This window comes from Actinoalloteichus fjordicus (assembly GCF_001941625.1).
Classification (GTDB): Bacteria; Actinomycetota; Actinomycetes; order Mycobacteriales; family Pseudonocardiaceae; genus Actinoalloteichus_A; species Actinoalloteichus_A fjordicus.
Map to the genome: position 1 here is coordinate 3,034,070 of NZ_CP016076.1, position 19,155 is coordinate 3,053,224.

General features: G+C 70.6%; 21 protein-coding genes. 11 read left to right on the plus strand and 10 right to left on the minus strand.

The window, feature by feature from the left end; genetic code table 11:
- Positions 1-348: 348 nt before the first annotated feature.
- On the minus strand, positions 349-1,011 hold the full coding sequence (locus UA74_RS13475) for a TetR family transcriptional regulator (RefSeq protein ID WP_075740537.1): 663 nt from the start codon (positions 1,009-1,011) through the stop codon (positions 349-351).
- A 107-nt stretch (positions 1,012-1,118) separates the two neighbouring features.
- Here UA74_RS13475 and UA74_RS13480 point away from each other — a divergent pair, with 107 nt between their 5' ends.
- Positions 1,119-1,565 carry a nitroreductase/quinone reductase family protein gene (locus UA74_RS13480; RefSeq protein ID WP_075740538.1) on the plus strand — a complete coding sequence of 149 codons (447 nt, stop codon included), beginning with the start codon at positions 1,119-1,121 and terminating at the stop codon, positions 1,563-1,565.
- Positions 1,566-1,867: 302 nt separating this feature from the next.
- Here the strand turns inward: UA74_RS13480 and UA74_RS13485 are convergent, their stop codons facing one another.
- Together UA74_RS13485 and UA74_RS13490 are read right to left on the minus strand one after the other, a co-directional pair.
- The gene (locus UA74_RS13485; RefSeq protein WP_075740539.1) at positions 1,868-2,359 is read right to left on the minus strand and encodes a DinB family protein; all 492 of its coding nucleotides are present in this window, start codon (positions 2,357-2,359) and stop codon (positions 1,868-1,870) included.
- Positions 2,356-2,997, minus strand: coding sequence for a class I SAM-dependent methyltransferase (locus UA74_RS13490; protein ID WP_075740540.1), 642 nt, complete (start codon positions 2,995-2,997; stop codon positions 2,356-2,358). Before UA74_RS13490 ends, UA74_RS13485 begins: the two co-directional genes overlap by 4 nt.
- A 91-nt stretch (positions 2,998-3,088) precedes the next feature.
- On the opposite strand from UA74_RS13490, the gene UA74_RS13495 reads away from it, so the two are divergent.
- A complete protein-coding gene (locus UA74_RS13495; RefSeq protein ID WP_075740541.1) occupies positions 3,089-3,670 on the plus strand; it encodes a helix-turn-helix domain-containing protein in 582 nt (193 codons plus the stop codon).
- 47 nt (positions 3,671-3,717) lie between these two features.
- Here the strand turns inward: UA74_RS13495 and UA74_RS13500 are convergent, their stop codons facing one another.
- From UA74_RS13500 to UA74_RS13510, 3 genes are read right to left on the minus strand one after another with little or no spacing between them, the layout of a single operon-like run.
- On the minus strand, positions 3,718-3,945 hold the full coding sequence (locus UA74_RS13500; protein WP_075740542.1) for a DUF397 domain-containing protein: 228 nt from the start codon (positions 3,943-3,945) through the stop codon (positions 3,718-3,720).
- Between the two features lie 31 nt (positions 3,946-3,976).
- Positions 3,977-4,192 (minus strand): DUF397 domain-containing protein, encoded by a 216-nt coding sequence (locus UA74_RS13505; protein ID WP_075740543.1) that lies wholly within the window; start codon positions 4,190-4,192, stop codon positions 3,977-3,979.
- A 7-nt stretch (positions 4,193-4,199) separates the two neighbouring features.
- The gene (locus tag UA74_RS13510; RefSeq protein ID WP_075740544.1) at positions 4,200-5,090 is read right to left on the minus strand and encodes a helix-turn-helix domain-containing protein; all 891 of its coding nucleotides are present in this window, start codon (positions 5,088-5,090) and stop codon (positions 4,200-4,202) included.
- A gap of 139 nt (positions 5,091-5,229) precedes the next feature.
- On the opposite strand from UA74_RS13510, the gene UA74_RS31785 reads away from it, so the two are divergent.
- From UA74_RS31785 to UA74_RS13520, 3 genes are all read left to right on the plus strand, one after another.
- Positions 5,230-5,571 (plus strand): hypothetical protein, encoded by a 342-nt coding sequence (locus UA74_RS31785; RefSeq protein ID WP_157442214.1) that lies wholly within the window; start codon positions 5,230-5,232, stop codon positions 5,569-5,571.
- Positions 5,572-5,830: 259 nt separating this feature from the next.
- Entirely contained in the window at positions 5,831-5,956 is a 126-nt protein-coding gene (locus tag UA74_RS34000; protein WP_257787508.1) for a hypothetical protein, read from the plus strand.
- A 29-nt stretch (positions 5,957-5,985) separates the two neighbouring features.
- On the plus strand, positions 5,986-7,140 hold the full coding sequence (locus UA74_RS13520; protein WP_075740546.1) for a methyltransferase domain-containing protein: 1,155 nt from the start codon (positions 5,986-5,988) through the stop codon (positions 7,138-7,140).
- Between the two features lie 421 nt (positions 7,141-7,561).
- On the opposite strand, the gene UA74_RS13525 is transcribed toward UA74_RS13520, so the two are convergent.
- Entirely contained in the window at positions 7,562-8,434 is an 873-nt protein-coding gene (locus tag UA74_RS13525; RefSeq protein WP_075740547.1) for a LysR family transcriptional regulator, read from the minus strand.
- A gap of 82 nt (positions 8,435-8,516) precedes the next feature.
- Between UA74_RS13525 and UA74_RS13530 the strand changes: the two genes are divergently transcribed.
- Both UA74_RS13530 and UA74_RS13535 read left to right on the plus strand, forming a co-directional pair.
- Positions 8,517-9,410 carry an MBL fold metallo-hydrolase gene (locus tag UA74_RS13530; RefSeq protein ID WP_075740548.1) on the plus strand — a complete coding sequence of 298 codons (894 nt, stop codon included), beginning with the start codon at positions 8,517-8,519 and terminating at the stop codon, positions 9,408-9,410.
- Between the two features lie 91 nt (positions 9,411-9,501).
- A complete protein-coding gene (locus UA74_RS13535; protein WP_075740549.1) occupies positions 9,502-10,392 on the plus strand; it encodes an ADP-ribosylglycohydrolase family protein in 891 nt (296 codons plus the stop codon).
- Between the two features lie 82 nt (positions 10,393-10,474).
- Here UA74_RS13535 and UA74_RS13540 read toward each other — a convergent pair whose 3' ends face one another.
- Positions 10,475-11,293, minus strand: a complete 819-nt coding sequence (locus tag UA74_RS13540) for an alpha/beta fold hydrolase (protein WP_075740550.1) — start codon at positions 11,291-11,293, stop codon at positions 10,475-10,477.
- 725 nt (positions 11,294-12,018) lie between these two features.
- Here UA74_RS13540 and UA74_RS13545 point away from each other — a divergent pair.
- A complete protein-coding gene (locus UA74_RS13545) occupies positions 12,019-13,356 on the plus strand; it encodes an aminotransferase-like domain-containing protein (RefSeq protein ID WP_075740551.1) in 1,338 nt (445 codons plus the stop codon).
- A 143-nt stretch (positions 13,357-13,499) separates the two neighbouring features.
- Entirely contained in the window at positions 13,500-14,423 is a 924-nt protein-coding gene (locus UA74_RS13550) for a hypothetical protein (RefSeq protein WP_075764487.1), read from the plus strand.
- Positions 14,424-14,467: 44 nt separating this feature from the next.
- On the opposite strand, the gene UA74_RS13555 is transcribed toward UA74_RS13550, so the two are convergent.
- Positions 14,468-15,685: an ArsB/NhaD family transporter gene (locus UA74_RS13555; RefSeq protein WP_232237746.1), complete on the minus strand. Its 1,218-nt coding sequence runs from the start codon at positions 15,683-15,685 to the stop codon at positions 14,468-14,470.
- 762 nt (positions 15,686-16,447) lie between these two features.
- On the opposite strand from UA74_RS13555, the gene UA74_RS13565 reads away from it, so the two are divergent.
- Positions 16,448-17,956: an aldehyde dehydrogenase (NADP(+)) gene (locus UA74_RS13565; protein WP_404799989.1), complete on the plus strand. Its 1,509-nt coding sequence runs from the start codon at positions 16,448-16,450 to the stop codon at positions 17,954-17,956.
- Positions 17,957-17,964: 8 nt separating this feature from the next.
- Here UA74_RS13565 and UA74_RS13570 read toward each other — a convergent pair whose 3' ends face one another.
- Positions 17,965-18,540 (minus strand): MarR family winged helix-turn-helix transcriptional regulator, encoded by a 576-nt coding sequence (locus tag UA74_RS13570; RefSeq protein ID WP_083684037.1) that lies wholly within the window; start codon positions 18,538-18,540, stop codon positions 17,965-17,967.
- Between the two features lie 15 nt (positions 18,541-18,555).
- Here UA74_RS13570 and UA74_RS13575 point away from each other — a divergent pair, with 15 nt between their 5' ends.
- A complete protein-coding gene (locus tag UA74_RS13575; protein ID WP_075740555.1) occupies positions 18,556-18,978 on the plus strand; it encodes a nitroreductase family deazaflavin-dependent oxidoreductase in 423 nt (140 codons plus the stop codon).
- Positions 18,979-19,155: the final 177 nt, after the last annotated feature.

Below are 19,155 nucleotides of genomic sequence, written 5' to 3' on the forward strand. Positions count from 1 at the left end.
TGGCGAGGCTTCTTGCCTTGCCCGGCCGTTGTGGAATTCAGCCTGATGAAGATCCTAGGAAGCGGTCCTCGCAATGGTGGGAGGTCGTTTCCGGCAGGACGGGTGCGGCCTGACCGTGCAGCTTCATTCGTCGACCGCGTGTGCCCTCCGTCGGCAGCCGGGCAGCCCGGGATGCGAGATCGCGGGCGCTCGCACGACGTACCTGCCGATCATGACCGTGTGAGAGAACGCCCGGCTGCGTCTGATTCCCTTCACCGCCAGTTTGGAACCTTTTGCCGCCTCGCTGCGCCGCGCTCGGGCAGCGCAGGGTCGCGCCGGGTCGACGCGCACGCGCGACCGCAGTCCGGATCAGTCGCCTGCCTCGCTCGTGCATCCCGGCCGCGCGGTGGTGACGGCGGCCGGATAGTTCAGGCCCCCGGCCAGGAGATCGAAGGCCTGATCGAAAAGCGTCGAGGCCGGGACGTCGGGGTGGAGTTCCTGCCAGGCGTCCACCGTGGTCCGCAGTGCGCTCAGCATGACCGAGGCCACCAGGTGGGGCCGAGGATCTTCGGTGAGCTCGACGCCCATTCGGGTGGCGATGATCGAGGCCAGCTCGCCCAGCCACTCGGTGCTCTGCTTCAGACAGTACGCCTTGAGCATCGGGTTGGTGCCGAGCAGGGCCTGCATGCTCCGGTGCCGATCCGGCTCGGCTCCGGAGCATTCGTCGGTCTCGTACGACCGCACGATCTCGCCGACGGACCGCCGCAGCGCGGTGATCACGGGCTCCTCGGCGGGTCGGGCCGCCAACAGGCGCAGCATCGAAGTGACCTGCTGATTCAACGGCGAGAGAGCGACGTCCTCCTTGGACGCGAAGTACCGGAAGAACGTGCGCGACGAGACCTCCACGGCCTCGGCGATCTCGTCGATCGTCGTCGCGTCGAAGCCCTTGTGCAGGAACAACGCGTAGGCGGCGTCCGTGAGGGCTTCTCTGGTCCGCTGCTTCTTGCGCTCGCGCAGGCCGGGCGTGGTCATGGCCGCATGCTACCGCCGGCGACGGTTGATCTGACAGTATGGGACTAAATTCACTCAATGACTTGAGGCGGTTGACGACAAATGTCAGATGATGACACTATTTGCGCATGAAGCCACCTCCTCCGAAGTCCGTGTACTGGAAGCTGCATCGTCAAGCAGCTCGCTGGAACAAGTTCTTGTTCCGCAAGACCAAGGGGCGGCGGGGAGGCACGTTCCTCGGTGCCCCCGTCCTGCTGTTGGACCATGTCGGGCGCAAGACAGGGCAGGCGCGCACCAACCCGCTGATCTATCTCGACGACGCGCCGAATCTCGTCATCGTCGCGTCCAAGGGCGGTATCGACGTGCATCCGGCGTGGTTCCACAACCTCATGGCGGCGCCGACCACCGAGGTGGAGCTGCCGGGCGGCGTCCGTCGCCGGGTCCGCGCGAGGGTCGCCGAGGGCGAGGAACGGGCCGCGCTGTGGCCGCGGGTGGTGGCGCAGTACAAGCCGTACGCGGACTACGCGCGCCGTACCGAGCGAATCCTTCCCGTGGTCGTCCTCGAACCGGCCTGAGCGTCGGCTGCGGCTCGGAGCCGGGCCCGGCGGTGGCGGGCGTCGAGCGGGGGAGGGCGACACGGGCGCGGCCGCGTAGCCCGTCCACACCGGAGAACGGCGTCGACGCCAGACGGCTCGACGCGCGGTCCCGCAGGCGCCGCCCGAGGGTTCGGCTCGCCCCGCCCGCCTTCTGCACCGGGCTGTCGGTGGCGCTGAACCTGCCCGGGTGCCGCCATGATCACCCCGTCACCCCGGGCATCCCGCAGGCCTGGCCGAAGTGATCCTCGAAGCACCTGCCATGGGCTCGCTGAACCAGGGTCTCACCGCCCGGTGTCGCCGTCGATCAGTTCCCGCAGGATGTCGGCATGACCCGCGTGCCGCCCGGTCTCCTCGATCAGATGAACCAGCGTCCACCGCCGGGACGGCGCCGCGCGGTCGCGGCCTGCCGGGCGGGGGCCCGTTTCGGTGAGGTCGTCCCAGGACGCGATTTCCTCGTTCGCCTCGGCGACGGCCGCCCGGTAGGCGGCGAGGATCGTCTCGGTCGTGTCGTCGGGACGCGGTTGGAAGGTAGCCGCCCAGTCGGCCACGACGTGGCCGAGCAGCCAGTGTCGTTCGACGTGGGTGAGATGTCGGATCAGCCCGAGCAGGTTCGTTCCCGACGACACCCCGGGACGGCGGGCCTCGCGCGTGGGCACTCCTTCGGCCTTGGCCGCGACGCAGGCGCGCAGGTAGTCGAGGAATCCGGTGAGCACCTCCCGTTCGCCGGTCCCCGTGGCAGGAGGCCCGAGGTCGCGTGCTCGTCGCGCGCTCATCGCCGGGCCTCCTGGCCCGTCCGCCGAAGGACCAGCACGTGGTCGACGACCGTCGCGGTGCTGCCGTCGGGACCGGTGGCCCGCCGCTCCGGGCTGTCGGCGCGCTCGATCCACCACTCCTCGGGATCGAGGGCGAGTTCCTCGGCCACCTCAGCCGGTGTCGGGTGCCGGAGATTGGCGTCCTGGTACCAGGACCACGGCGCCGTCGAGCCGTGGTCGACGACGGCCAGCCTGCCTGCCGGGTTCACCGACCTCGCGGCCCTCCGCAGCATGCGGACGCGGTCCAGGGGGAACGGCGTGTGGAGATACTGCGCCGAGACCAGGTCGAAGGTGCCTGCGGGGAGATCTTCGGCGAGGTCGATGCAGAGTGCGGTGACGGACCTGCCGCTGTGCTCGGCCTCCTGCCGGAGTGAGCGCACGGCTGAGGCGGAGATGTCGACCGCGGTGACGTGCCAGCCGCGGTCGGCCAGCCAGCGGGCGTCTCCTCCTGCGCCGCAGCCGAGGTCAAGTGCGGTGCCGGGGGTCAGCGGCCCGGCGATCTCGGACAGTCGAGGGTTCACCCTCGCCGTCACCGCCGCAGCGGAATACTTGCGGAACTGCTCGTCCCAGAACCGGGCGGCTCGATCGTGATCGTTCATGGTCTCCTCATCAGGTCGACGTGCAGCGCCAACCCTGCACCGCGCCGATGGAAACAGCCCGAGAACTTGCCGAGATGGCAAGATCGGACTCATGGTCGAGGAGACGGATGCTGTGTTGGCGGGGGTCGGCCCCCGGCTGCGTGCCCAACGAAAGCAGCGCGGACTGACGTTGGCCGACCTGTCGACGGCCACCGGGACGTCGGAGAGCACCCTGTCCCGGTTGGAGAGCGGCGGACGACGGCCCACCCTGGAATTGCTGCTGCCGCTGGCCCGAGTCTACGGGGTGCCCCTGGACGATCTCGTCGGCGCCCCGCGGACGGGCGATCCGCGCATCCACCTGCGGCCGATCCGCCGCCACGGGATGACGTTCCTCCCGCTCACCCGCCGCGCGGGCGGCGTGCAGGCGTTCAAGATGCTCATCCCGAGCAGGTCGGAACCGGCGGAGCCGACGCCACAGATGCACGGCGGCTACGAATGGGTGTACGTCCTTAACGGACGGCTTCGGCTGGTGGTCGGCGACCGCGACCTGGTCCTGCCCGCAGGCGAGGCCGCCGAGTTCGACACCGCGCTGCCGCACTGGCTCGGCTCTTCCGACGGACACCCGGTGGAGACGCTCGTCCTGTTCGGACCGCAGGGCGAGCGAGCCCACGTGCGGGCGCGCAGCGCGCGGTAGTTCCTGGACACGACAGCGGACGGCTGTCCACCGTGACGGCTGCGGTGTCAGGCGAGGTCGTCGAACTCGCCTGCTTTGATGCCCTTGATCCAGGCCTCGATCTCGCTGCGGGAGAAGTAGGCGGTGCCGTCGTGGGGGTTCTTGCTGTTGCGGACCGCGATGCGGCCATCGGGCAGGGCAGCTGCTTCGACGCAGTTCCCGCCGCCTGCACCGCCGCCACCGGAGAAGCTGCTCTTCCGCCAGGACAGCGAGGACGGATGGGGCTCATCGATCACCTCTGTTCCCTTCGTCCTGTGCGGACGAGGCTCAGCCCAGATGGTCGAACCTGCCAGCCTTGATGCTGGTGATCCAGTCGCTGACCTCGGTGCCGCTGAAGCAGATGACTCCGCCAGCGGGGTTCTTGCTGTCGCGGAGGGCGATACTCCCGTCCGGGAACGCCGCCACCTCGATGCAGTTTCCGTTGCCGGGCCCGCCGCCGCCGGAGAAACTGCTCTTGCGCCAGTGAGCGCCCTCGATGTCCATGTCGACCTCATTCGTCTCGCTCGACGTTCGTCGCAACTGTGTTGATCAATGATACTGATTCGCTCTGCGTCAAAGCCTGCTCGGAGAGAGCACCGAAGCGCAAGGTGTACGTTCGCACATGGTCGCGATCTTCGAAGTACACGGCGCGTCCAGGCGCGTCGGCGTAGCCGACGTCGGGGATCGGGTCCGGGAGCGTGAGGATGGAGAACGGGCCTTCCAATGCAGGGCTTGCACCCACGGACTTCGGGAGTACCTGAATGGTGATATTGGGTGCCTCGCAGGCCTCGGCGATCTGTCGCAGTTGACGTTGCATTACCCGACGGCCACCGACCGGACGTTCTAGAAGTCCTGCATCGAGGATCGCGTGCAGACGGGGTGGCTTGGTGCGGCTCAGGATCTGTTGGCGCGTGATACGGGCGACCACCCGACGCTCTACCTCGTCTTCGCTCAATCCCGGGTCGATGCCGCTGATCAGTGCACGAGCGTAGTCGGCGGTTTGAAGGAGGCCTGGAACCAACAGCGTCTCAAACTGTCGGTGTTCCAGCAGAGCGGTTTCGAGCATCAGGAAGCGATGGAAGTCCTCGGGCAGGTTCCTCTGGATGTCCACTGTCCAGCCGTGGCGCTTCGGGGTTCCTGCGAGTTCGAGCAGGGACTCACGAAGTTCCCGGTCTCGCACCTGATACACATCGAGAAGCTGGTCGACCTCGCGAACTCGAACGCCTTGCTCGCGGTTCTCGATTCGCGACAGCTTCGGGCGAGACCACTTTCCTTCGCCCTTGCGTAGCTCGGCTACGACCTGATCGTGGGTAAGTCCCGCCTGTTCCCGCAGTTGACGCAAGGCCTCGGTGAGCTGCCATCGTCGAACAGTGGTGTTGCCAGCCAGGTGGCCGTCGAACATGTCGATCTCCTCGGCGTGACGTCGTCATGTCTGAGCGATCCGTCTTTGGGGTGAAAAAGTGGACGTTCACTTTTTAATCGGGCGGACCAGGTTCACCATTGACTGCGAAGGGTATCAGATCGAACGCGAGGAGTGATGAATGTCGGCGAAGGATGTTAGTGATCTTCATGATGGTGTCGAGCCGGAGGTCGGCTCGACGTCTTCTCTTCCCGCCCCGCCGCCCCGTGCCTTCGAGGAGCGGGTCCAAGCACTCGTCGATGAGGAGGCGCCTCGGGTATTCGCGCTGGTACGGGAGTACGACGAGCGTCCCGGTGCCCATGTTCATGCCTGGGGCATGGCCTTTCCCGACCATGTCGAGATCGTCTCCACCGGCGGTGGCGTCCGGATGAGCATGGGAACGCTCGATCGCGCGTTGGCGGGTCTCCGTGTGCCGGGAGCGATCAACCACGTCTTCTGGGCGGCCTCCGTCGCGCCGCTCTAGTTCCTGACCGCCGGGAATCCCGGCCGATTCTCGGCTCGACCGGATGGCAGCGCAGGGCGGAGCGGCGGGCCCGCCGGTCACCCGGTGACGGCGGCCTGTCGGGGGCCGCTCCCCGCCCCAATCGGCGCACGTCCCGCCCGCCGATCCGGAGTTCACTCGATGGGATCTTGTTCCGTGCGGGGCGCAGGCCACCCTCCATAGCCTGTGCATAGGCAGGAGCGAAGGGCCGGGCTCAATTGTTTCGAGGGGGCGCGTCACCGTGGCCAAGCATGAGAACAAGTCGCAGGATGACGGGCAGGGCACCTACGACCCGACCGCCACGAAGTCGGCCGAGGAGTCCGGCGGCGGGAAGCACGATCGGGACGACAAGGGCCATGAAGGCTAAGGGCCGTGAAGACCAGGGACTAGAAGTAGATGACGGCTGATCCCTCGGCGCCCGCGTGGCGGGCGTTGTTCGAGGAGGTGAGGAGGGCGGTGTTCATCCCGGACACCATCTGGGTCGATGTCTCGAACGAGCCGGGTTACCGCGCGGTGTCGCGCCACCGCGACCGCACGGCGTGGGAGACGGCGGTCGCCGCGAATCGGCCGGTGGTCACCCAGATCAACCTCGGCGAGCCACACCGTGCGGGCGGGGAGAACTTCCCGACGTCCTCGTCGAGCCAGCCGAGCATCGTGGCGGACATGCTCGCGGCGCTCGATCCGCAGCCTGGTGACTCGGTGTTGGAGATCGGCACCGGCACCGGTTGGAACGCGGCCCTGCTGAAGCACCGGGTCGGCCCGGCCGGACACGTCACCACGATCGAAGTCGATCCGGGACTCGCCGAGGCCGCTCGCGCGGCGCTCGACGCCTCGGGATTCACCGCCCGCGTGGTCACTGGAGACGGTGAGGCAGGCTGTCCGGTGGCGGCTCCGTTCGATCGGGTGATCTCCACCGCCTCGGTGCGGGAGGTCGTCCCGAGGGCCTGGCTCGAGCAGTTGCGTCCCGGCGGTCGGCTGGTCACCCCGTGGAGCACCGACTACGCCACGGGCGCCCTGCTCGCCATCGACCTCGGGGCGAACGGCGTCGCGGGCGGCCGGTTCGCTACCCGGCTGTCCTTCATGCGGCTGCGGGCGCATCGGCGCGGGCTGTTCGGGTGGGAGCCGGACGAGGCCACGATCGCCCGCGCGGCGGTCCGAATCACCGAATGCCGCAACATCGACCTGGACCGGATGCTCGACCCCGCGCGAGGCAACCTGGCCATCGGCGTCCGGCTGCACGACGTGTCCCTGGCACTCGGCCGTGACCGGCACGGCCCCGGCCACCACGTTGTCGAGCTGGACGATGCGACGACGCGCTCCTTCGCCCGCCTCGACTGGCCGACGGCTGCCGCCGAGCCGTTCACCGTCGGCCAGTTCGGCCCACGTCGCCTCTGGGACGAGGCCGAAGACGCCTATGACTGGTGGTATGAACGCGGTCAGCCCGGCCCGGAACGGCTCGGCCTCACCATCGACCTCGCCTCCGGTCGCCAGATCGCATGGCTGGACGATCCCGACACCATCGTCCGTACCTGGTGGCTACCGAGAAGCTGACCCGATCCCGAAGGGCCGTTGACCTACTTCGGCCCGGGAACGCGGTGTCAGGCCACGCCCTTCTTGATGAGGCTGCCATTGACCGCAGGTCCGGCGGTGCGTGCGTCGGCGGGCGCGTTCGTGCCATGACGATGTCGACACCGGAGCGCTCCCCTGATAGGCGGAGCGATCCGGTGCGGTTCACTTCATGCGGTGGTTCATTCCGGGGTGCGATGCACCTGGAAGGCGGCGAAGCTCGGTGCCGGGCGCCAAGGGCGGATCGCTTCCGGTGTGTTCTCTCGTCGTCGGACGGTGATCCGCCTGTCGCTCGGCAGGCCTGCTGAGCGACGACCGGCAGCAGGCGGCGTGCCCGGCGGTGATCCGGACGAGTCATCAGATCTCAGCGGGGGCGGCGTTCTCGGGATACCGGATCGAACCTGAGCTACGTCGACGCCGACCGGTATGCCTGGACGGAGATCTGGACGAAGGAGCGGATCAACGGGCTCTCCCGCGCGGTCGACCAGGCGACGACGAGCGGGCTCGGAGGCATGTCGACGATCGGAGCCAGGATCAGCCCGTCGGGCAGCGCGTGCGTGATCGGCGCGATGCCGACCGCGCCGTTCCACAGTACGGCCTGTATGCACTCGGTAACGGTGCGCACCACCGGACCTGCGGGTCGTTCGCCGACCGGCGTCGCGCCGTTCCAGTACTCGGACCAGATCGGATCCGTGCCCTCGGGCAGTTGGAACCAGCGGCGGCCTGCGAGGTCGGCCAGGCGGAGGGAGTCGCGGCCTGCGAGGGGGTCGTCCGTGCGCAGCACGGCGCCCACCTGGTCGGAGCGCAGCACACGCCTGCTGATGCCGGTGTCGTCGAAGGGCGATCGGGTGAGTGCCACGTCGACCAGCCCGTTACGCAGTCCGGTGGTGGGGTCGGTGAAGTCCGCTTCCCGGAATCGGATCGACACCTCGGGATGGCGCAGGCGGAACGTCGCGGCCAGCCGGGGCCCGGCCTCCCCTGCGCCGTCGGAGAGCGTGCCGACGGTGAGTGTCGTGGTCTCCGCGGCGGCCGTCGCGCGGGCGCGGGCCTGCTCGACCCGTTCCAGCAGGGCAGCGGCGTCCGAGTACAGGGAGGCTCCGGCGGCGGTGAGCTCGATGCCGGTGGCCGATCGGTGCAGGAGCACCACCCCTAGATCGGCCTCCAGCTGCCTGATGGCCCGGCTCAGGGGCGGCTGCGTCATGTGCAGCCGGACTGCCGCTCGCCCGAAGTGTCGCTCCTCGGCGACGGTGACGAAGTAGCGCAGCAGCCGGAACTCCATGACCAGCGATGATACCGATCCAGTATCGGGAGTGCGGAGACGGTGTTGGACGCGGGCCGCGCGCAGACCGGACAGTGTGAGCATGCCTTCCGAACCTCTCACCCACGACCCGGTCGTCGAGATCAGCCAGGTCGAGGAACTCGCCGACGACCTGGTGGTACTCCCGAACCGAGGGGTCGAACTCGTGCCCAACATCGGTGTCATCGGCGGCGACCACTCCGTGTTGGTCGTCGAGACCGGTCTGGGGCCGCGCAACGCCGAGAAGGTCCTCGCCTTCGCCTCGGAGTACGCCAAGGGCCGCAGGCTGTACCTGACCACGACGCATTTCCACCCCGAGCACGCTTTCGGTGCGCAGGCCTTCGCAGGTGAGGCGACCTACCTCGTCAACGGCGCGCAGGCGGCGGACCTCGCCGACAAGGGGCCGGGTTATCTGGAGATGTTTCGCGGCCTCGGCGCCCAGGTGGCGCGGCAGTTGAACGGCGTCGAGCCCGCCACGCCGGACCTGGTCTACGACGACACCTATCACCTCGACCTCGGCGGCCGGGTCGTCCAGCTGCGTGCCACCGGGCGCGCCCACAGCAAGGGCGACCAGGTGGTGAGCGTCCCCGACGCTGACGTCCTGTTCACCGGCGATCTGGTCGAGACCGGCCGGTTCTCGATCTTCCCCTGGTTTCCGCCGTATGACGTCGACGTCTCGGGGCTGCGGTGGATCGAGGTGCTGCGAAGACTGATCGACACCGGCCCGCGGGTGGTGGTGCCCGGCCACGGCGATGTCTCCGGACCTCGGTTGCTGGCCGATGTCCGGGACTATCTTGAGCTGTTGCGCGATGAGACCTGGGTACGGCGGGACTCGGCGATGTCCGAGGAGACGATCATCGCCGAAGTCGAGGCGCTGATGACCGAACGGCATCCGGAATGGGCCGGGCAGGAATGGATCGGGAAGGGCATCGGCTGCTTCTGCACGGAGCACGCCTGACCCGCCGGGAACGCGGCGTCGCCGCCTGCCGCCCGTCGATCCGTGGCGATCTCGTCCGTCGAGCGGCAGTCCCGTGTGATGATCACCCGCGATGACCACTGACCCTCGATCCCGAGCATTGGCCTCGCTGCGCGGTCTGGCGCTCGGCGACGCTCTCGGCTCCCAGTTCTTCGTCCCCGACAATCGCACCCGACTCGACGAACGCCGCCTGCCGCCCGCGCCGTGGCAGTGGACCGACGACACCGAGATGGCCTGCTCGGTCGTCGCCGTCCTCGCCGAACACGGCCGGATCGATCAGGACGCCCTGGCGGCGAGCTTCGCCATGCACCATGACTTCGATCGCGGCTACGGGCCGTCGACCAATCGGCTGCTGCGGCTGATCAGGGAAGGCGGCTCGTGGCGCGAGCTGGTGGCCGACACCTTCGACGGCCGGGGTTCGTGGGGCAACGGCGCGGCGATGCGGATCGCGCCGTTGGGCGCCTGGTTCGCCGGTGATCCGGTGCGTGCCGCGCGGGAGGCGACACTCTCCGCCGAGGCCACCCACGCTCACCCCGAGGGGATCGCGGGCGCGGTGGCGGTGGCCGTCGCGGCGTCCCTGCTGGCAGGCGCCGATCGGTCCGAGCCTGCGGACCTGCTTGACGCCGTGCTCGCGCTGACCCCGGCGGGCCGGGTCCACGACGGCATCGCCACGGCGCGCGAGCTGCTGCCCGTCGCCTCGGCCTCCCTCGTTGCCCGGCAGCTGGGCAACGGCTCCCGGACCAGCGCGCAGGACACCGTTCCCTTCGCACTGTGGGCGGCCCTCACCAGGCTCGACGACTTCCGCGAGGCGTTCTGGACCACCGCGAGTGTGGGCGGCGACGTCGACACGACCTGTGCGATCGTCGGCGGCATCGTCGCGGCGGGCGGGGTCGAGCCGCCGTTCGAGTGGGGCGCGCTCTGCGAGGCGCTGCCCGAGTGGAGCCTCACGCCGGGCGCGGGCTGAGTCGTCGTCGGGCGGGGCGCGGCGCCGGATCTCGCCGTTTCGCTGCCCGCGCCGGTGACCAGGACGGTGGGTGCCGAATCACTTATGCCGTCGCCTCCCTCGTGGTGTCGGATGCCGTCAGCAGGCAGGCGAGTGCCTCGTGGAACTCCGCCGTCCGCTCCAGGTTCGGCAGGTGGCCCGCGCCCTCGATGACGGCGAGCGTCGAGCCGGTGATCCGCTCGTGCATCAGCTCCGCCTCGGCGACCGGGGTGAAGTCGTCCTCGGTTCCCACGACGATCAGCGTCGGCACCGAGACGCCTGCCAGCGATGCGACGTAGTCCTGTCGCCGGGCGCGGCCGCGCAGCGCGGCGGCGGCCCCCGTGGCGGGGGCGCCGCGCATCATCCGCCGGACGTGCGCGACGACCTGCGGGTCGGTGGCGACGGTGGTGGGCGCGATCATCCGGGGGAGCAGCTCGTCGGAGTAGCCGGCCATGCCCTCCCACTCGATCCGCTCGGCGGTGTCGACGCGGGACTGTCTGCCCTCGGTGTCGTCGGCCCTGGCCGAGGCGGCCGCCAGCAGCAGTCCGCTGATCCGCTCGGGGAACAGCCGGTGGAACTCCATGACGATCTGGCCGCCCATCGACAGCCCGCCCAGCACCACCCGCTCGACGTCGAGGTGGTCCAGTAGAGCAGCGAGGTCACGGGCGAAGACGTCCAGGGTCACCTCGCCTGCGGTGACGGCGCTCCGTCCGTAACCGCGCAGGTCGGGGACGATCACTCGGCGCCCGGCGGCGGCGAGGTGCTCGACCTGCGGGTCCCACATCGAGCCGTCGAAGGGGTGGCCGTGGACGAGCAGGACCGGCGGCCCCTCGCCGACGTCGCGGTAGGCGGTGGTGCCGTCCTCGTGCGACAGGGTGCGCATCGTGCCTCCTTCGGCGAGCGTCCGTCGGACCTCGCCGTGTCGGGTGATCGTTGTGCTTCGTGCTTCCGGGTCTGCTTGCGCCGCCGACCAGCTGGTCTGCCTACGGCGGTCCGTCGATGCGGTCTGCCGGCGCCTCGTCGACCCGATCGGACCTGACCGACCAGAGTCGGACGCCGGACCTGCCGCCGGACCTCGCGCCGCGCGGTCGGCGACGAGGGCGTCGGTCCGGTCTCCCCGCGACCGGCCTGGCGGTGGCGGCCTCGCAGGGTTCGTGCGGTGACCGGATCGGCTTCGCCGCCCCGGTCGCTTCGGGCCTGCGGGTCCGGGAGGCGTGTTCGGATGCCGTGGTCCGCAGGGCAGGCGTCGGGGAACCACCCCGAACCCGCCTGCCAGGGGCAGCACTCCGAATCAGCGGGGTTCGAATGCAGGTGAACCAGCCGGGCCTGCCTGCTGCCGCGACCCGTCGGGCTGGAGTCCCCCGACCCCGTCGGATCAGCGCACCGCCTGCCGTGGTGCGGAGCCCGTTGTCATCCGAACATCCGCTCCGTCGTCTCGGGTTCGTCCTCGGCCGTCGAACCACCCGTGACCACGCTTTCGGCAGTCGGCCCTGCCCAGCCCTGTCAGCGAAGGCCGCCGTGCGCTCTTGACGATCCGACCTTAACGAGGGCACGATCTCAGTGCAATGAAAACAATGCACTCGGTGCAATGTAGGGGGCTTTCGCGTCGTGGACGACTATCGCGCCATCGCCGACCAGCTGGCCGCCGACATCGCCTCGGGCAGGCTCCGGCCCGGTGACCGGCTGCCCGCGCAGCGCCGGTTCGCCCGCACCCACCGCGTGGCCGCCTCGACCGCCTCCCGCGTCTACGGCGAGCTGATCCGGCGGGGGCTCGCGGTGGGCGAGGTCGGCCGAGGCACCTTCGTCCGGGCAGGCCGGGGGCGCCCGCACTCGGCGCTCACCGAGCCCGCCGCGCAACGAGTCGACCTGGAGCTGAACTTCCCGATGCTGCCGGAACAGTCAGGCCTGCTCGCCGAGAGCCTCGGACCGCTGTTGCGGCCGGACGTGCTCGGCGAGGCGCTGCGGCCTGCCGTGGCCGCCGGAACCCCGGAGAGCCGGGATGCCGCCGCCACGCTGCTGTCCCGCGCGGACTGGCGTCCCGAGCCGGAGTCGATCACCTTCACCGGCGGCGGACGTCAGGCGTTGACCGCCGTCACCGCCGCCCTGGTCGGAGTCGGGGAGCGGCTGGGCGTGGAGGAGTTCACCTACCCGGTGATGAAGGCCGTGGCCGCCCGACTCGGCGTCACGCTTGTGCCGATCCCGATGGACGAGCACGGCCTGAGTCCCGCCGCCCTCGCCGAGGCCCACCGGGCGACGCCGCTAAGGGCGGTCTATCTCCAACCGACGCTGCACAACCCGCTGGGCGTCACGATGCCGGAGCGACGCCGTGCGGAGCTGATCGAGACGACCGGGCGGCTGGGCCTGCCGGTCGTGGAGGACGTGGTCAACGGGTTCCTCCGGGAGGACCCGCTGCCGCTGGCCGCGATCGACGCGGAGCACGTCGTGCTGGTGGACAGCATGTCCAAGCGGGTGGCACCCGGCCTGACCCTGGGCTTCGTCGCGGCCCCGCCCGGGCTCGTGCCCCGAATCGCCTCGGCCGTCCGATCCGGCGGCTGGGCGGCGGCCGGATTCGCGCTGGCCTCGGCCACCAGGGTGATCACCGACGGGACGGCCGACGCCCTGGCGCGGGCCAAGCGCCACGACGCCGCCGCTCGACAGGCGATCGTGGCCGAGCGGCTCGTGGGCTTCGACGTGGCCGCCGATCCCGCCGCCTACCACTGCTGGTGGCGGCTGCCGGAGCACTGGCGGGCCGAGACCTTCGTGGCCGCCGCCGCGCGACGCGGGATCGCCGTCACCCCCGCCGCCGCCTTCGTCGTCGGGACGGCCAGGGCACCGGGCGCCGTCCGGCTAGCGCTGGGCTCTCCGCCGCCGGAGACGCTGGCCAGGGCGCTGGACGTCCTGGCGGGACTGGCGCGCGGGACCACCGAGGACGTCGGCGTGGAGTGACGCGATGAACCGCAGGCGGCGACGGGCGAACCGGCACGCCTCGGTGCGGCCGAAGATCGGGCTCGCCGATTCCGCTCCGGCCAGGGCGGCCGTCGCACCAGTCTGTGGGTGAACCCCGCCACTCACAGAGGACCTGGACAGCCATGCGACGGTTCGGCACCTGGCTCCGGCAGAACGCCGACGGCTTCCTTGCCCTGGTCATCGCCGGGACGATCGGCCTGCTCGGCCTGCTGGAGGTCTTCGGCCCCGATCTGCTGGGCACGGGGGAGGAGGGCGGCGAGGCCGTCGACGCGGCGATCCTGCTCGTGCTGGCGTTGCTGGCCGCGACGCTGCTGCGAGATCGCAGGCACCAGGCCAGAGCCGTGGCCGACGCGAACGCCGTCCGGCTGGTGCACGGCTCCGACATCGCCCGATTACACGCCGACGCGCACCACGGCACAGACTTGTGGATGTTCAAGGGCGGCACCGGCTCCTACCTGCGCGCCGTGACGATCAAGGAGTGCGTGGCCAACGCCCGCCGCGCCAAGCGTCCGATGCAGATGCAGATCGAGATCATCGATCCCACCGACGACGCGCTGTGCACCGAGTACGCGAAGTACCGATCCTCGCTCTCGCCGGGGCCCGACGGCACCGGCGAGACCTGGACGGCCGAACGGGCCCGCCGAGAGGCCTTCGCGACGGTCCTGGCGGCGTGCTGGTACCGCGAGCGCTTCACCTTCCTGCGCGTCGACCTCGCCCTGTCCGCGGTGATGACCACGTTCCGCTGGGACCTCTCCTCCCGATGGGTGATCATGACCCAGGAGGACCCGAGCGCGTTCGCCGTCCAGTTCCAGCGGGACACGCCGCACTACCGGTCCTATGACCGGGAACTCGTCGCCAGCTTCGACCAGGCGCGGCGGGTCGACGTGGCCCTGGTGCGAGATCTGCGGCTGTCGGAGGAGCCCTCGGTCGACGAGGCGCGCACGCTGTTCACCACGTTGCAGCTCCCGCTGCCGGAGTCCTTCACCGACGACGACGTGAGCGACACCCTCAGCAGGGCACTCCAGCCCAAGAATCCCTACGGCTGACGCGGGAAGGCCGGTGTCGCGGCGAGGGCAGCGTCCCGCACGGACTAGCCGGTGATCAGGAGCGCGGCGACGCTCGCCGCCAGCGCGAGGACGGCGAGGACGAGGCCCGTGCGCACGAATCGGCGCAGCGGCACCACGAGCCCGTTCGCGCGGCAGGACTCCAGACACAGCAGCGTCGCCAGTGACGCCCACGGGGTGACGACGGCGCCGACGTTCGTCCCGATCAGCAGGGCCAGCAGCTGATCCCCGTTCGCAGGCGGCACGACGGCCTCTCCTGCGGCGTAGGCGGGCAGGTTGTTGATCACATTCGACAGACCGGCGCCCGTCAGCGCCGCCCGGACGGCGCCGCCGACGTCGTCGGAGGTGCCGATCAACGCCGTCATCACCTCCGCGAGGCCGTGTCGGCTCAGGGTGGGGATCACCAGGAACAGCCCGGCGACCAGGATGAGCAGCCGCCAGGGGATCAGGCTCAGCCGCAACGCCTGCCGGTCCAGCACGGCGAAGGCCGCCACCACGATCAGCGCGGCCCCGGCGGCGGCGAGGCTGATCCCCTCGTGCAGGAAGATCACGGCGCCGACGAACAGGACGCAGGCCCCCGCCGCGACCGCGCACAGACCGCGCTCCCTCGGCTGCTCCAGCCGGACCGGCGACGGCGGCAGATAGCGATCGGCGCCTCGGGCGCCCCGGCGCCAGTAGAACGCCCACAGCGCCGCCGTCGTCACCAGGATCGCCGCCAGCTGCGGCGCCCACATCCGGGCCGCGAAGTCCTCGGCGTCCAGCGCGACGCGATCGGCCGCCAACAGGTTGGTCAGGTTGGACACCGGCAGCAGCAGGCTGGCGGTGTTCGCGAGCCAGATGGTGGTCATCGCCAGCGGCAGCGCGGCGATCTTCGCCCTGGGGGCCAGTGCGAGGAACACCGGTGTGAGCAGGACGGCGGTCGTGTCGAGATTGAGGAAGACGGTCGTCACCGAGGCGAAGCCGACGCACAGTAGGAACAGTGCCGGGTAGTTCCCGCCGCCGATGATCGCGATCCGGGTGGCGATGACGTCGAAGACCCTGGCGCGCATCGCCAGTTCCGCAAGCACGATCACACTGCCGAGGAACAGCAGCAGCGGAGCGACCCTGGCGATGCTCGCCGCCGCCTCGTCGGCGGGCAACGCTCCGGTGAGCACGAAGATCACGCCGAGGAGGAGCAGACCGATCCTGACCCGGTCGAGCGCGCTCGGCATGCGCGGAATGCGGGACAGCCGCGGGGAGACCACGCGATCATCCTGCCCGACACGGACCGAGGTCCTTCGGCATCGACGGTCGTCGGGCCGGTGACCGGGTCGGAATCGCTCGGCGGCCGCCGAGTACTCCTCGGCGACGATCCGCGGGCCGACGTCCGGCGCGGACCCGGCCGGCCGAAAGCGGCCGGGTCGCCGGTGCTCGGCGGGCCGCCTGCGCCCGGTACCGGCCGGACGACCCGGTCGCCCGGCGCGGCTCCGGTCCGCTGAGACGACCCGTGGGCAGGCCCGGTCTACCAGTGTTCTCCTGCGGCGACGCAGCCGGCAGTGCTCGCGATCACGCGCCGCCCGCGCCGAGGACCGGCACACTCATGGCACGATCGGGGCGGCGACGGGGAGCAGCCGGACGATCCGCATCAGCAGCCCGGCGGTGACGATTCGCTCGGCGGGAGCCGGGCGGCCGCGATTTCGCCCGCCGAGAGGCGGGGGCGGTAATGATTCGCCCGGTCGGAGCCGGGCGGTGACGATTCGCCCGCCGGGAGGCGGGCGGTGATGATTCGCCCGGTCGGAGCCGGGCGGTGACGATTCGCCCGGCCGAGTCGGGGCACCGCCAGGCCGGCCTCGGATCACGGGCAGGCTCGCCGTCGAGAGGCCCACGTGGTCGTCGGTCGACCGCGCGTCACGACGCGGGGGAGCCCACGACCGCCGGGCCGGGACGAGATCGTGGAGCGGACGGCCTGGCGAGGCCGACCGATCCGAGGCCGTCCTGCCGACGTCCGGTGACGGGCGTCTGGGGCACTGACCGCGCCGAGGTCGAGACCGCCGCTCGCGGCGGCCCTCGACCCGGCCGACGCTGATCGGAGCAGCACTGTGACGACTCCCGCACCCACCCTGGACGGCGTCCTCGCCACGGCGGAGGGGGCAGCCAGGACTCTGGCCCTCTCCAGCCCTGTCGAGCGGGCGGACTGGCTGGCGGCCCTCGCCGACGCGCTCGACGCGGCGGGACCCGAGCTGATCGCCACCGCCCAGGCGGAGACCAGCCTGCCCACCGGGCGACTCACCGGTGAGCTGGCGCGCACCACCTTCCAGGCCCGGCTGTTCGCCGAGCGGCTTCGCGACGGCAGCCTGCTGGAGGCGCGGATCGATCACGCCGATCCCGCGTGGCCGATGGGACCGAGGCCCGACATCCGCCGGGCGCTGCGTCCGCTGGGCGTCGTGGTCGTGTTCGCCGCGAGCAACTTCCCCTTCGCGTTCAGCGTCGCGGGCGGCGACACCGTCTCCGCGCTGGCGGCGGGCTGCCCGGTGGTGCTCAAGGCCCACCCCGGCCACCCCCGGCTCTCGCGGGAGACCGCCGCCGTCGTCGTCGCCGCGCTGGAGTCCGCAGGCGCCCCGGCAGGCGTGTTCGCGCTGATCGAGGGCTTCGAGGACGGCATCGCGGCGGTGCGGGACCCTCGGGTGTCCGCCGTCGGGTTCACCGGCTCCGTCTCGGGCGGCCGGGCGCTGTTCGACGTCGCCGTCGGGCGGCCGGTGCCCATCCCCTTCTACGGGGAGCTGGGCAGCACCAATCCGGTCTTCGTGACGCCCCGAGGCTGGCAGGACCGGGGCGCCGAGATCGTCGAGGGCTTCGCGGGCTCGGTCACCCTCGGCTCTGGCCAGTTCTGCACCAAGCCGGGCGTCGTGCTGGTGCCCGATGTGGACGCCTTCGTCGGGCTGCTGCCGGAGCTGACCGTCGGGCCGATGCTCAACGAGCGAATCCAGACCGGCTTCCTCACCGCGACGGGCGGCCTGGCCGACTGCGACGGCGTCGACACGGTTCCGACGGTCGCGGGCGCGGACAGCGCGGTCGCCCCGGTCCTGCTGCGGACGACCGCCGAACGCGTGCTCGCCGACCCCGAACTGCTCGGCATGGAGTGCTTCGGCCCGGCCGCGCTGCTGGTCTCCTACTCCTCCACCGAGGAGCTGCTGGCGGTGGCCCGGCTCGGACACGGCCAGCTCACGGCCACCATCCAGGGCAGCGAGGCGGGCGATGACGTGGCCGCCGAGCTCGTCGAGCCGTTGTCGGACTTCGCGGGCCGCATCATCTGGAACCAGTGGCCGACCGGCGTGACGGTCAGCGACGCCCAGCACCACGGCGGCCCCTACCCGGCGTCGACCGCCCCCACGACCACCTCGGTGGGAACGGCGGCCGTCACCCGGTTCCTCCGGCCGGTCGCCTACCAGAACCTGCCCGCCGCGCTGCTGCCCGCCGCCGTCGGGGACGCGGCGGCCGAGGGCGTGCGGCAGGTGATCGACGGCAGGCAGGCCTGAGCGTCGCCTCAACCTGAGCGTCCGGACGCCGTGGGCGCGGCGCTGATCGAGTGTTCCAGGCGTTCGAGCATGGACAGCAGCTCCGCCCGCTCGGCACTCGACAGCCCGGCGACGGTCTGCTCTTCGAGTTCGGCCCACACCCCGTGCAGGCGGTCGAGGAGTCCGCTGCCCGCCTCGGTCAGTTCGACCAGCATCACGCGGGCGTCCCGGCTGGAACGCGTGCGGCATACGAAGCCCGCGCGTTCCAGCCGCTGCACCGTCTTGGTGACGGTGGACGGGTGGATGCCGAGCCTGCCGACCAGGTCCCGTTGGGAGGTCGAGCCGCTCTCGGCGAGCAGCATGAGCACGATCTCCTGGCCGGGATAGAGGCCCAGCCTGGTCAACAGCGAGCCCGCGAGCAGCTTGTGTGCGCGGGCGACTCGGACGATCGCCGAGCTGACCGGGCCCTGCTCGATGCCGAACAGCGATGCCGTGGCGGCACAGACTTCGTCGGTCTCGTCGTGCAAGACGTTCTCCTCCACCGGATCGCCTGCCGCTTTACTGCGGTGATTAGTTGGTCGACCATGTATTCTCGTCGAAGCCATCGAGGAGGAGAACACATGTCCAGCTTCAACGAGAATGTCATCGCCGAGTTCCGGGCGAACGAAGGCCGGGTCGGCGGACCGTTCGAGGGCGTTCCGCTGCTGTTGTTGACCACCACCGGTCGGCGCAGCGGGAAGCCTCGCACCTTGCCGCTGGGCACCATCACCGACGGTGACTCCTTCGTCATCGCCGCCTCCGACTCGGGCGGGGACAAGCACCCGCTCTGGTTAGCCAACCTGGAGGCAGACCCGCGCGCGACCATCGAGGTGGGCACCCGCACCATCGAGGTCCGCGCGCGAATCGAGGCATCCGGACCGGAGCGCGACCGGCTCTACGCGGCCCTGGTGAAGGAAATGTCCCCCTTCGCGGATTACGAGGCCAAGACCACCCGGCTGATCCCGGTCGTGGTGCTCAAGGAGACGGCCGCTGAGAACGCCTGAGCCGCATGAACCTGTTGGGTTCGCGGCGGGCGGGGTGATCCGCCGATCGGCCGCGCTTGCCGTCTGCGGCCGATGTCTCTGCCACCGCGCACCGGCAGCGGACGTCCCGCACCGGATGATCGGCGACCGCCCTCCCCGGCTGCCAGGTCGCGCTCGGGTCTACGAGGTCGAGAGCGA